Genomic DNA, 13,773 nt, shown 5'->3' with positions numbered 1-13,773 from the left:
CATCGAAAGTGACGCAAAAGTGATTAAAAAGGCTTCCCCTGTTCAAAAAACTGTCATATAAAGTCGATATAAAGGAGATGCCCGACGCAATGTTGGGCTTTTTATTTGAAGTAAGGAGGTCCCATGAGTGACCAAACATTCAACGATGAATGTCTTGAGCTGCTAGATGCGATGGAAATAGGTATCGCACTCTCAGAATATGAGCAGTCTCTAGAAGAAAGCGGCAGCGAATAAGCAGTCTGCGTCCCAGTTAAGCCAGTGCTCCGCACTGGCTTTGTGTTATCCCCATGAACTATCTCGCTCATCTTCACATCGCCCATTTATGCCAATCGAGTTTAACTGGAAACTTGCTTGGGGATTTCGTACGAGGTAATCCTGAAGGTCGTTGGTCGGCAGATATCGTCAATGGTATTCGTTTGCACCGCTTTGTGGACTCTTACACAGATAGCCATCCCATGCTTACGGATGCGAAAGTGTTTTTTAGTCAACGAACCAGACGATTTGCAGGCATTGCTCTGGATGTGTTTTGGGATCACTGCTTGGCGACCCATTGGCATCAATATCACGACCAAAGTCTGGCGTCATTTGCGCGCTCGACGGGTAATAGTTTGCTCGAAGCGCAACAAGCTGATTTTCCGCAAACGTATTTGGCAGTCGTATCGCGGATGGTTCAGGGACAGTGGCTCGAATCTTATCAAGAGATGGATAACATTCACTTTGCCTTGGAGCGTATTTCCAAACGTAGGCCGAAATTTGAGCCCGTGGCAGAGTGCGCTCAAGTGCTCGATGCGCACTATCATGAGCTCAATCAGTGTTTCGAGCAGTTTTATCCGACGTTAATTGCTGCCAGTAAGCAGTTTCAAAGCATGCAAAGCTTATAGCATCACACCCCATATTCATTATAGAATCGCCCGGTCTTTATTATGGGTAGTTTATTATGTCTCAAGCCTTTGCCGACCTCGGCCTTTCTTCTGCACTTCTTGCCACCATCGATCAGTTGGGCTTTTCTCAGCCGACAGAGGTACAACAGCAAGCGATTCCGCATGTTTTACGCGGTGCAGATGTACTCGCTGGCGCTCAAACAGGCACAGGTAAAACAGCTGCGTTTGGTCTGCCTATCATTCAGTCGATTGTAGAGCAGGGTATTGAACGAGATGTTCAGCGCAGTGATGTAACGGCATTGGTACTTGTCCCTACTCGTGAGTTGGCTCAACAAGTGTTTGATAACATGACCTCTTATGCCAAAGAGACGGATTTGCACATAGTTACCGCTTATGGCGGCACAAGTATGAACGTGCAAACTAAAAACTTGCTTCATGGCTGTGATATTCTTATCGCCACGCCAGGTCGATTGCTTGATCATCTGTTTTGTAAAAACATTTCGTTGCAACGCACGAAAACATTAGTGTTAGATGAGGCTGACCGCATGCTTGATATGGGTTTCATGCCGGACTTACAACGCATTCTCAAAAAGCTTAACCCAGAGCGCCAAACCTTATTCTTCTCTGCGACATTTGATAAAAAAATCAAAACGATCGCGTACAAAATGCAAAACGAACCGGTTGAGGTTCAAGTTAGCCCATCAAACAGTACTGCAGATACGGTCGAGCAGATGGTGTTTCCGGTTGATAAAAAGCGCAAAGCAGAGCTACTTGCATACCTAATTGGTTCTCGTAATTGGCAACAGGTGTTGGTCTTTACTAAAACCAAGCAAGGCAGTGATGCACTTGCCAAAGAGCTCAAATTAGATGGCATTAAAGCCACCTCAATCAATGGTGATAAAAGCCAAGGCGCACGTCAAAAAGCGTTGGATGATTTTAAATCAGGCAAAGTACGCGCTTTGATCGCTACCGATGTAGCCGCACGTGGACTAGACATTCAGCAATTAGAGCAAGTAGTAAACTTTGAAATGCCATTCAAAGCGGAAGACTACGTTCACCGTATTGGCCGTACTGGGCGTGCAGGGCAAAAAGGCTTGGCTGTCTCGCTAATGAGCCGAGATGAAGAGTACTTGCTAGAGGCAATTGAAAGACTATTGGATACCCGCTTACCACAGCAATGGTTAGAGGGTTTCGAGCCAAGTTTGATTGAAGATATTGAGCCAGAACAGGCGCAACGTCGTAAAGGGCGCAGTTCAGATAAGCGAAGAATGAAAGCCAAACTTAAGATTCACGCCAACCGTGGTAAGAAGAGATAACAAAAGCGCCAGCAATTGCTGGCGCTTTTTAGTTTAACAGTTGTCACAATAACCTGTTTTGTAGATAAGCTCAGCAACGCTGCTCGGCTTAAGTCCTTTTTCAGCAGGGATGTGGTATTTGTTCATCATCAGATCATTGAACAAGCGCCAGTGATTCAGTAAGCATTGATCGTAGCTGTCGGTTTCATCCACCCACGTTTCACGCATGAAAGGCTCTAGGCTAGCAGCCCCATGAGCAAACATGATCATCTGCCATTTGATCTCCCACACTTTAATTTGTGAGTCAGGAAAATCTCGATTGTACTCAGCGGCAATCTCATCAATGATTGCCTGCAAGCTGCCTGATTTATCAATGAAGTAGTCGAACAGGCCTTCTTCTTGGCGCACCGCATCGGCGATCAGCTGAATTGGTCGCTTAAATGTCAACATATGCGCAAGTAGACGAACAGAGAAGAAGTAGAGTTTTTCATTGGCTGGCGCATTTTGCGGGATATGCTCAATGATGGTCTTCAAATACTCTTGCATGAAATCGTGCAAACTGTCGCTGATCGCATGCCAAATCTTCTCTTTGCTACCAAAATGATGTCGGATCAAGCTGTGGGAAACACCAGCTTGCTCACTGATATTACGGATAGAAACACGCTCATACCCGAGAGTACAAAACATATCCGCAGCTACTTTTAGTATCTCACGCTTCGTGTTCTCTGCGTCTTGTGCGCTTCTACGCCCTTGTTTTCTTTCGGTCATACTCTTACCAACCTCTGTATCGCGACGTATTTCTACCAGAAATGTAATCCTTTTTCATCAACAAATAAATACTGCACAGTTGGAAAATAAATCTTGATCTCATTTCTTTCATGAATATACTGCACATGTGTGTAGTAAATATAATTAAGAGATTTTCCAATGCTCAACAACAAAATGAAGTTGAAGCCACTCGCTACCCTATTCAGTATGGGCGCTATTAGCCTGTTCTTAAGTGGCTGCAACCAAGCGAATTCAGAAGAGACCGCACCAATCGTAAAACCCGTTAAGTTGATGCAAGTACCAGACAACGCACAGCATCAATACGATTCATTCATCGCCAAAATAGATGCAACCGAACGCGCAGGTTTATCTTTCCAAGTGGCGGGAGAAATAGAACATATTTTTGTCAAGATGGGCTCTCAAGTTAGCAAAGGGCAAACTTTAGCTAAGCTCGACCCAACTGATTACCAATTGGCATTAGATGCCAAGCAAGCAGAATTTGATTTAGCGAACACGGCTTACCAACGCGCGAAAACCTTGTTTGGTAAAAAGCTGATCAGTACTGATGATTTTGACCAACGCGAAACAGAATACAAAGCTGCGAAATCGGCATTAGAGCAAGCTAAAACTGACCTAACTTACACGCATATTGTTGCGCCATTTGATGGGGTTATTTCTATCTCGTTCAGTGAAGAGCATCAGGTAGTGGGCGCTAATCAACCGGTATTTAATCTTATCAATAACAAAGTGATGGATGTGGTGTTTACCATTCCCGTTACGTATGTGGAATCCCACGGCTTACAACATGTTTCTCAATCTTCGTTGAGCGTGAAGATGGATAGCCATAAGCAAATTCAAATCCCAGCCACGTTTAAAGAAATCTCGACCAAACCAGATGCTGACACCAATAGCTACCGCGCGAGTGTGACTATTGAACGTCCACAATCTCTCAATTTGTTATCAGGCATGACAGGGCAGGTTCAATTACTCAAACAACAAGGTGCACAGGGCATTGTTTTGAGCGATTCAGCATGGGTTAGCAAATCAGACTCTACCGGTACGATTTTCCGTTATGACAGCCAAAGCAAAATCATTAATGCGGTAACCGTTGGGTTAGACAACAGCGGCAAAGTGGTGTCTGGCTTAAACGCGGGTGACTGGGTGGTTGAAGCGGGCGTAGAGCAGCTTGTCTCTGGCCAACAAGTAAAAGCATGGGTTAAAGAAGGGGGCATTTAATCATGCGTATGAAATATACCTCGGTTGCGCTGGCAGTGGTTGCACTTGCTGGTTGTAAGGCAGAAATGGCGCACCGTGAGAAGAGTCCGTTAGTGGTAGATACCTACAAAGTAGAGGCTCCTATTACTAGTCAATATCGAGTGATCAACGGCCAAGCGATGCCTGCGGAATTAACGCCGCTTGCGTTTAGAACTGATGGTGAAATCAGTGCAATTTTGGTGCAAGAAGGCGATCGCGTGAACAAAGGTCAAGTGATTGCGCTGCTTGATGATACCAAAGCGAAACAGAATGTATTTGACGCACAAGCACGCTATGAACTAGCACTAAAGCAGTACCAACGTGGCCAAGAGCTGCACAAGAAGAATATGGTGTCAAAAGCGGAGCTAGACCAGCTTGCGGCAAGCTTTAAGTTAACGCGTGCTCAGCTAGGCGCTGCGAAAGCTCAGGTAACGTATACCCGTTTACGCGCGCCTTTTGCCGGTAAAATTTCTGATGTTGATAAGAAAAAATATGAAAATATCTCGCCGGGTGAGACGGTAGTGTCACTGTATAAAGATGACAAAGTGTACGTAAAAGTCAGCGTGTCCGATTCGGTTTTAGCGATGATTGAGCCGGGTATGAATCACCGTCAGTACCAGCCTCAAGCGAGCTTTTCTGGCCACGATCAGTCTTACACACTTTCATATTTAGAGCACACAAGTGAGCTTCATCCTCAAAGCCAATCTTATGAGTTTTGGTTAACAATGCCGCAGGTAGAGCCGCAAATTCTACCGGGCACAAGTGTAAAAGTGTCGGTTGATTTACTGGCTGCAGGCATTGGCCCTCAGCATGGCTACCAGTTGCCAATGACCGCAATTGATACCGGTTCACAAGTAAACCAGTTTTTTGTTTGGAAGCTGGAAGATGAAAACGCCCACCGTTACCCAATCAAAATCGAGCAAATCAATGGTACGGGTGCGATTGCTACCAGTGGTATTGAAAGTGGCGACATCATCATCAACTCAAACTTACGCAAGTTAAGAGAAGGCATGGAAATTAAAGGAGCGCAGCTGTGAGCATCGCTGAGTATTCAATAAAAAACAAAGTCATCAGCTGGCTTTTCCTCGTTATCCTTGCTGTAGGTGGCGTAACATCATTTATGGACTTGGGTCGTCTGGAAGACCCTGCTTTCACCATTAAAGATGCGATGGTGATTGCAACGTATCCGGGCGCAACATCGCAAGAAGTGGAAGAAGAACTGACGTATCCATTAGAGAAAGAGATCCGTAAGTTGCCGTACATCGACAAGATTACGTCGACCTCTTCTAACGGTATGTCGCAAATTATGGTCAGCATGGAGATGGATTACGGTCCTGACGAGCTACCGCAGATTTGGGACGAAATGCGTCGTAAAATTAATGACTTAAAGCCGACGCTACCTTCTGGTGTTAACTCGCTACAAATCATCGACGATTTTGGTGACGTTTACGGCATTATGTTGATGCTGACAGGAGAAGATTACGATTACATCGAGCTAAAGCGCTACGCAGACTACTTAAGCCGCGAGCTGGAGCTAGTTGATGGTGTGGGTAAAGTCTCTATCGCAGGCGATCAGCAAGAGCAATTGTTCGTTGAAGTATCGCTAGAGCGCCTTGCCGCACTAAACCTAGATATGAATACGGTAGTGGGCTTACTGGCGCAGCAAAATAGTGTTCAATCGGCGGGTGAAGTGATGGTGAATGGTCAATCTTTGACGATTCGTCCTAACGGTACAATGAGCAGCGAGCAAGAGCTTGAAGACTTAATCATTCACGGCCGAGACACGGGTAACCTCATTCGTCTAAAAGATGTGGCAACCGTAACACGCGGTATTCAAGAGAAACCATCAAATGTCGTTACTTTTAACGGTAAACCAGCGATCAACCTAGCGATTTCGTTCGGCTCGGGCGTGAACGTGGTTGAAGTGGGTAACGCAATTGATGCAAAACTGACTGAGCTAGAAAGCATCAAACCAGCGGGTGTAGAAATTAACCATTTTTACAACCAAGCAGCAGAGGTTGATAAATCGGTTCAAGACTTCGTTGTTAGTTTGGGTCAAGCGGTGGCGATCGTTATTATCGTACTGCTGTTTGCAATGGGTTTGCGCAGTGGTTTGATTATTGGTGCTGTGCTGCTTTTGACCGTGTTTGGTACGTTCATCTTGATGAAGTACAACGATGTAGAGCTACACCGTATCTCGCTAGGTGCACTCATTATTGCGCTAGGTATGCTGGTGGATAATGCCATTGTCGTGGTTGAAGGCATTCTGGTTGGTCTTAAAAAGGGCAAAACTAAACTACAAGCGTCGAAAGATATTGTGACGCAAACTCAGTGGCCGCTGCTTGGTGCGACAGTAATTGCGATAACTGCATTTGCACCAATTGGCTTATCGCAAGATGCGACGGGTGAGTTCATGGGCTCGCTGTTCTGGGTACTGTGTTACTCGCTATTCTTAAGTTGGGTCACTGCACTAACGTTAACGCCTTTCCTTGCCGATCTATTCCTGAAGGAAGAAGACAAGCAAGCGGGTGAAGATGAAGATCCATACAAAGGTGTGTTGTTTACTGTCTTTGGTTCAATTCTTAAGTTTGCGCTGCGTTTCCGTTGGCTAACAGTGGGTAGCATGGTTGTGCTATTAGTCGGTGCTGTGGTTGGTTTTGGTATGGTAAAACAGTCGTTTTTCCCGCCATCAAATACTCCGATGTTTTATGTAGACCTTTGGATGCCTGAAGGTACGGATATCCGCCAAACGATCGACTCAACCAAAAAGGTGGAGCAGTACATTCGCCAACAGGAGAACGTAGAGTTTGTTTCGACCACAACCGGTCAAGGCTTACAGCGTTTTGCGCTAACTTATCAACCAGAGAAAAGTTACGAAGCGTATACACAGTTACAGGTGCGTACGACAGATCGCGACAACATGTTCGAGCTGTTAGAGAAGTTAGATAAAGAACTTCCGGCGCGTTTTAACGATGCGACCTTCCAGTTCAAATTGATGGAGTTTGGCCCATCGCCAGCGTCGAAAATTGAGGCACGTATTACTGGCCCAGATCCGCAAATCTTGCGTGAGCTTGCGGTACAAATTGAAGACGTACTATTGGCTGACCCAGGTGCACGTAACGTACGTCATGACTGGCGTGAACGCACCAAAGAGTTAGTGCCTCAATTTAACGAATCGAAAGCTCGCCGTTTAGGTATTTCTAAGCAAGACCTTTCTGAAACTCTGCAAATGTCGTTTGGTGGTAACCCAATTGGTTTGCTACGCGATGGTACGCATACACTACCAATCATTGCGCGTTTGCCAGAGCAAGAGCGTGTTGATTTTGGGTCACTGTCGAATGTGAAACTTTGGAGCCCTACGTTACAAACGTACATTCCAGTGGAACAAGTGATTGATGGCGTTGCGTTAGAGTGGCAAGAGCCTCTTATTCAGCGCCGCGATCGTAAGCGTATGTTAACCGTGCTAGCTGATCATGATGTGCTAGGCGATGAAACTGCAGCGAGCTTGTTTGCCCGTATCAAACCTCAAGTAGAAGCGATTCCAATGCCTGAAGGCTATAGCATCTCTTGGGGTGGAGAATACGAGTCGTCCAAAGATGCGCAAGAAGCACTATTTGGTTCAATGCCAATGGGCTATTTGCTGATGTTCATTATTACTATGTTGCTGTTTAACTCAGTAAGAAAACCACTGGTGATCTGGTTTACTGTGCCGTTGTCGATTATTGGTGTTTCCATTGGCCTGTTAGTGACAAACATGCCGTTCAGCTTTACCGCTTTCCTTGGTTTGCTCAGCTTAAGTGGCATGATTTTGAAAAACGGTATTGTGCTGCTAGACCAAATCAATATTGAGTTAAGTGCGGGTAAGGACAAATACCAAGCGGTGTATGACAGTGCGATTTCTCGTGTACGTCCAGTTAGTATGGCCGCTTTGACTACGATACTCGGTATGATTCCGTTGGTATTTGATGCGTTCTTTGGATCAATGGCCATCACAATTATGGCTGGCTTGGGCTTTGCAACTGTCCTAACTTTGATTGTTGTACCAGTGCTATTTGCCATCATTTACAAAATTAAACCCATTACTGCCTAATTAATTGTCTTAAATTAGACGATTTGAATATTGCCCCAGCATTCAGTGTTGGGGCTTTTTTATTCGACTTAAGTATAAATCCTGATAATGAATGCTATCTGCATAATTAATAAAGAATTGTCGTTGTATTGATATGCTTGTTAATTTCTTTTGTCTAATACTAAAGTCGATATAAATAAACTCTCCCTTTGCGACTGATATTACCTAAATTATCAATTGAAATAAAAACGCTAACTAATTGAAATAATGTCATGAAAATCAAACATAACGTAATAATGTTTTGTTTTTCAGGTGGTTATGTCTATTTTGACTAATTTGTCATTGATTGATTTTCAGTTAATTCAATTGCTTATGCTGTCTATAACATATGGATAACATTTCACTCTTTATGAGATCTGGTTCAACCTTATGCATATTGTTTGACAAAATATTTGAAGTGTCATAATTCCCGATTAATTTTAATAAATAGATAAAGTCGAAAATTAAATATCGACAATGACTTATTTTAGTTTGGCATCAATTACAGAGTGCCAAAATAAGAATTAGCTTTGCTATTTAACTTGCTGTTATGAATGGAGTCTATTAATGGAAAAGATCGCTTTGATCACGGGATCTAAAGGCGGAATTGGATCTGCTATTTCAAATAAACTTGTTGAACAAGGTTATCGCGTTATTGCTACTTATTTTACAGGTAAGCATGAGTGCGCTCAGAAATGGTTTAAAGAAAACGGATTCACCCAAGAACAAGTTCGCTTATTTGAACTGGATGTAACCGATACCGATCAATGTGCAGAGCGCTTAGCAGCGTTACTGAACGAAGAAGGTACGGTCGATGTTGTGATCAACAATGCTGGCATTACCCGCGACGGTGTGTTTAAGAAAATGACCGCAGAATCGTGGAAAGATGTCATCGATACTAACCTCAACAGCGTGTTCAATGTGACTCAACCACTGTTCGCTACCATGTGCGAAAAAGGCGGTGGACGCGTCATCAATATTTCATCAGTTAACGGTATTAAAGGCCAATTTGGTCAAACCAATTACTGCGCAGCGAAGGCTGGCATGATTGGCTTTTCTAAAGCGTTAGCAGCCGAAGGCGCACGTTCGGGCGTGACGGTTAATGTCGTTGCTCCTGGTTATACGCTGACACCTATGGTTGAGATGATGAAGCCTGAAGCTCTCGAATTTATCAAAGACCAAATCCCTATGCGCCGACTAGCCGAGCCACAAGAAATCGCAGAAGCAGTGAGCTTTTTAGTGAGTGATGCTGGTGCCTACATCACAGGCGAAACCCTGTCGGTGAACGGCGGCTTGTACATGCAATAGGGGAATGACAATGGAAAAAGTATTTGTAGTTACTGCAAAACGCACACCAATTGGCGCTTTTGGCGGTTCACTAAAAGACGTGGCTGCGGGCGATCTTGCTGCGGTTGCCATCAAAGCCGCGCTTGCTGATGCAAACTTAGCCGGTGAACAAGTAGACGAAGTGATCGTTGGTAACGTAATTGGTGCAGGGCAAGGCATGAGCGTAGGCCGCCAAGCTGCTTTGTACGCGGGCGTACCAGAAACAACACCAGCGTATAGCGTCAATATGGTGTGTGGCAGTGGTATGAAAACCGTAATGGACGCGGTTAGTCATATCCGTAATGGTGATGGTGAAGTCATCGTTGCCGCAGGCGTCGAAGTGATGTCTCAAATCCCTTTCGTGATTCCAGCATCGGTGCGAAACGGCCACAAAATGGGCAACTTGGTCACCACCGACTTATTAATTAATGACGGTCTGACCGACGTGTTTAATCAGTATCACATGGGTGTAACGGCCGAAAACGTTGCATCGCAAGTGGGCATCAGCCGCGAACAGCAAGATCAATACGCACTGAGTAGCCAACAAAAGGCCGTCGCCGCAATTGAAGCGGGTCATTTCAAAGCTGAAATCGCACCTGTTGAAGTGAAACAGCGTCGTGAAATTGTTCACTTCGATACTGACGAATATCCAAAAGCGAATGCAACCCTTGAGGGCTTACAGAAACTACGTCCAGCATTTGATAAGCAAGGCTCAGTCACAGCTGGTAATGCATCTGGCATCAATGATGGTGCAAGTGCAATTGTACTGGCGAGTGAGAGCGCGGTTAATAAGTACAACTTAAAACCAGTGGCAGAGGTAGTTAGTTACGCACAAGCGGGAATCGATCCGAAGGTAATGGGGTTAGGGCCAGTACCAGCGGTAACTACAGCACTACAGAAAGCCAATTTAACCACCAATGATATTGATGTCTATGAGCTTAACGAAGCATTTGCCGCGCAAGCATTAGGCGTCATTCATGAGCTAGCGCGAGAGCATAAAGTCTCGGTTGCGAGCATCCAAGATAAGGCGAATCCAAATGGTGGCGCAATCGCGTTGGGTCACCCTTTAGGCGCATCAGGAAACCGTATTTTAGTTTCACTGATTCATGAGCTAAACCGAAGTAGCGGCCAGTACGGCGTTGCCTCACTTTGTGTTGGCGGAGGTATGGGTACCGCTGTCATCGTTAAATCTGTCGAATGGAATTAATTTTTTATTTTTAGGAGTAATACTCATGTACACCGATTTTTTCAAAAGCTTCACTGACCAAACAGAAAAAGGCCTAGAACCGTACTTCAAGTTCAATAAGTTAGTGACTAAAAACGTCGAAGTGCTAACAGAACTGCAATTAAACGCAATTCGCACTTACAGCGAGATGGGTTTAACTCAAATGAAAGCCGCAAGTGAAGTTAAAGATGTTACATCGTTAACGGCATTTAACGGTCAACAACTTAGCGTGTTGTCAAAACTGTCACAGCAAATGATGGATGACAGCAACAAGCTGCAAAGCATTGCTAAAGAGTTTAAAGATGATGTCGAGCAGCTAACATCGGAAAACCTTAAGACAGTGACTCCCGCATAACCACTGACTTACTTTTGCCGCCTTTGTTCCCAAGGCGGCTTTTTTCCGATTATAGGAGTTGCAAACATGTTTCAACACTTCTTTTCGGACTACCTTGTGAAGCTCCAAGAAACCAATCAACAATGGTGGCAAGAATTAGAACTGAACAGGGCAGCCGTAAACACCCCTCTGAACAAGGCCATGCAAGAAGTGAATTTCGAAGATACCGCAAAGCTCTTTGAAAGTGCTGCGAATCAACCTGCAGCGCTGCTAGAAATTCAAACCAAATGGTGGCAACAACAGCTAGAGATTTGGCAACAAGTTGCACTGACAGGTAATACTGAAAGCGTGGTAGAAGCTGAAAGAGGCGACAAACGATTCTCTAACGAAAGTTGGCAAAACGAGATAGTGTTTAATTTCATTAAACAATCTTACCTACTCTTTAGTCGCAGTTATTTAGAAGCGATTAATGGAATCGAAGGGTTAGACGAAAAAAGTAAAGAGCGTCTTATCTTCTTCTCTCGCCAAATGATCAACGCACTTTCCCCAAGTAACTTTGTCGCGACCAACCCAGAGTTACTCAAGCTGACTATCGAACAAAATGGCGAAAACTTGCTCGCAGGTTTGGACCAATTTAAAGACGACCTTGAATCAAGTGCTGATATTCTCAAAGTTCGCATGACAAACAACAACGCATTTAGAGTAGGCGATGACATTGCCAATACTAAAGGCGATGTGGTTTATCAAAATGAGTTGTTTGAGCTGATTCAGTACAAACCACTGACCAAGCAGGTCAATGCGACGCCGTTATTGATCGTGCCGCCTTTCGTCAACAAGTACTATATTCTTGACCTGCGGGAAAAGAACTCGATGGTGCGTTGGCTACTAGAGCAAGGTCACAGCGTGTTTATGATCTCGTGGCGCAACCCAGGCGCGGCGCAAAAACATGTAGAGTTCGGTGATTACGTGACAGAAGGTGTAGCGAAAGCCGTCTCAGCGATTGAAGATATAACTGGTCAGCCGCAAATCAATGCTGCTGGTTATTGCATTGGTGGTACGGTGTTGGCGTCAACCATTGCGTACTACGCCGCGAAACGTATGAAGAAACGCATTAAAAGTGCAACGTTCTTCACTACGTTACTCGACTTTTCTCAGCCGGGAGAGGTTGGGGCATACATCAATGATCCTGTCATCAACGCTATAGAGATTCAGAACAACGCTAAAGGCTATATGGATGGGCGTTCACTAAGCGTGACATTCAGCTTATTGCGCGAAAACAGCTTGTACTGGAATTACTATGTCGACAACTATTTGAAAGGCGCTAGTCCGGTTGATTTTGACCTGCTTTATTGGAATAGCGACAGCACCAATGTAGCCGCACCAACGCATAACTTCATGTTACGTGAACTCTATCTTGAGAATAAATTAGTCCAAGATAAAGGGGTGAAAATTGGTGGTGTTTGGATTGATTTGGACAAGATAAAGATCCCAAGTTACTTTATCTCAACTAAAGAAGACCATATCGCCCTTTGGCAAGGTACATACCGTGGTGCGCTGAATGTTGGCGGTAACAAAACCTTTGTACTTGGTGAGTCCGGCCACATCGCAGGTATTGTTAATCACCCAGCCAAGAAAAAATATGGCTACTGGGTTAACGATAGCTTAGATGACAGCGCTGAAGAGTGGCTGACTAATGCAACCCATCAAGAGGGTTCTTGGTGGACGCATTGGCACCAATGGTTGATGGGCTTTAACCCAGATGAGCAAGTTGAGCCATTTAACCAAGGGAGTGAGCAGTTCCCGGTTTTAGGCGCAGCGCCGGGCGATTACGTTAAGCAAGTTTTACCAATTGTGGAAGAAGTTGAGCCACAAGAGGAAGAAGTAGAAGCGTAAACGTCATTCATCCAATGGAAGGTATAAACTAAAGGGAGCTTTGCTCCCTTTTTTGCGCCTTAGGGTTTTTCTTAGAATGGTTATATGTCATTGAGGCTTGCTCCTTCCGATAAAATGAGAGTTTGATGCAGTGTGTCTTCAGACGTTATCGGTCAATGTAAAAGAGCGGCCATTGGTACATGTTTTTTATAAAATTACGATATGTTGCACTTAAAGATTGGTACTAAATTTTTAAAAGAATTAAATAAGCTGATCTGTTATTGAAATCTTACCAACTAAATTGTGATTTGATCGATATTTTTGATATGAGCTTGTAAATTAATTGTGGTAGATAATATGTGGATAATTGTCGATGGTTAGGCTAACTATGCAATCAAGTTAAATAAGTAATCAAATGATTGATATTAATTTCATTTTGGTGATTAAAGTTAGGATAATATTCATAATGTGCAGGTTGTTTTATCATCACACTTTTTTGCTGCCTATATTTTATACAAAAAATGTTTCATCTAGAGTGATTGCGAAATTATCAAAGAGGTTTTAAGGAGAAACTCAAGATGATACTTGGCAAGGGTGGGATCGAACTTTAACCACTGAAAATAAAAGACTTTATTTTATTGGGAACTTTTCAAGGTAATCACGATCTGATCATGAAGTTAAAAATATGAGAAACTCGTGCATGATTATCA

General features: G+C 44.1%; 10 protein-coding genes. 9 read left to right on the top strand and 1 reads right to left on the bottom strand.

Annotated features, from left to right (window positions below):
• Nucleotides 1-287: 287 nt before the first annotated feature.
• Nucleotides 288-881: an acyl carrier protein phosphodiesterase gene (locus tag MU515_RS09440; RefSeq protein WP_260260177.1), complete on the top strand. Its 594-nt coding sequence runs from the start codon at nt 288-290 to the stop codon at nt 879-881.
• Nucleotides 882-937: 56 nt separating this feature from the next.
• Complete coding sequence (locus MU515_RS09435) at nt 938-2,197, top strand: DEAD/DEAH box helicase (protein ID WP_260260176.1); 1,260 nt, start codon at nt 938-940, stop codon at nt 2,195-2,197.
• A gap of 33 nt (nt 2,198-2,230) precedes the next feature.
• On the opposite strand, the gene MU515_RS09430 is transcribed toward MU515_RS09435, so the two are convergent.
• Entirely contained in the window at nt 2,231-2,944 is a 714-nt protein-coding gene (locus MU515_RS09430; RefSeq protein WP_260260175.1) for a TetR/AcrR family transcriptional regulator, read from the bottom strand.
• A gap of 159 nt (nt 2,945-3,103) precedes the next feature.
• On the opposite strand from MU515_RS09430, the gene MU515_RS09425 reads away from it, so the two are divergent.
• The 7 genes from MU515_RS09425 (at nt 3,104) to phaC (ending at nt 13,084) form a co-directional block, all read left to right on the top strand.
• Nucleotides 3,104-4,180 (top strand): efflux RND transporter periplasmic adaptor subunit, encoded by a 1,077-nt coding sequence (locus MU515_RS09425; RefSeq protein ID WP_260260174.1) that lies wholly within the window; start codon nt 3,104-3,106, stop codon nt 4,178-4,180.
• Nucleotides 4,181-4,182: 2 nt separating this feature from the next.
• Nucleotides 4,183-5,235, top strand: a complete 1,053-nt coding sequence (locus MU515_RS09420) for an efflux RND transporter periplasmic adaptor subunit (protein ID WP_279257151.1) — start codon at nt 4,183-4,185, stop codon at nt 5,233-5,235.
• Nucleotides 5,232-8,288, top strand: a complete 3,057-nt coding sequence (locus MU515_RS09415) for an efflux RND transporter permease subunit (RefSeq protein WP_260260173.1) — start codon at nt 5,232-5,234, stop codon at nt 8,286-8,288. Before MU515_RS09420 ends, MU515_RS09415 begins: the two co-directional genes overlap by 4 nt.
• A gap of 585 nt (nt 8,289-8,873) precedes the next feature.
• A complete protein-coding gene (locus MU515_RS09410) occupies nt 8,874-9,614 on the top strand; it encodes an SDR family oxidoreductase (protein WP_260260172.1) in 741 nt (246 codons plus the stop codon).
• A 10-nt stretch (nt 9,615-9,624) separates the two neighbouring features.
• The gene (locus tag MU515_RS09405) at nt 9,625-10,839 is read left to right on the top strand and encodes an acetyl-CoA C-acetyltransferase (RefSeq protein WP_260260171.1); all 1,215 of its coding nucleotides are present in this window, start codon (nt 9,625-9,627) and stop codon (nt 10,837-10,839) included.
• A 25-nt stretch (nt 10,840-10,864) separates the two neighbouring features.
• Nucleotides 10,865-11,212 (top strand): phasin family protein, encoded by a 348-nt coding sequence (locus MU515_RS09400; protein WP_260260170.1) that lies wholly within the window; start codon nt 10,865-10,867, stop codon nt 11,210-11,212.
• Nucleotides 11,213-11,278: 66 nt separating this feature from the next.
• Nucleotides 11,279-13,084, top strand: coding sequence for a class I poly(R)-hydroxyalkanoic acid synthase (gene phaC, locus MU515_RS09395; protein ID WP_260260169.1), 1,806 nt, complete (start codon nt 11,279-11,281; stop codon nt 13,082-13,084).
• The last annotated feature ends 689 nt before the right edge of the window (nt 13,085-13,773 follow it).

This window comes from Vibrio intestinalis (genome assembly GCF_025195085.2).
In the GTDB taxonomy this organism is placed as follows: domain Bacteria; phylum Pseudomonadota; class Gammaproteobacteria; order Enterobacterales; family Vibrionaceae; genus Vibrio; species Vibrio intestinalis.
The sequence above is the reverse complement of the archived record's forward strand: the minus strand, read 5'-3'. Positions and strand labels throughout refer to the sequence as shown.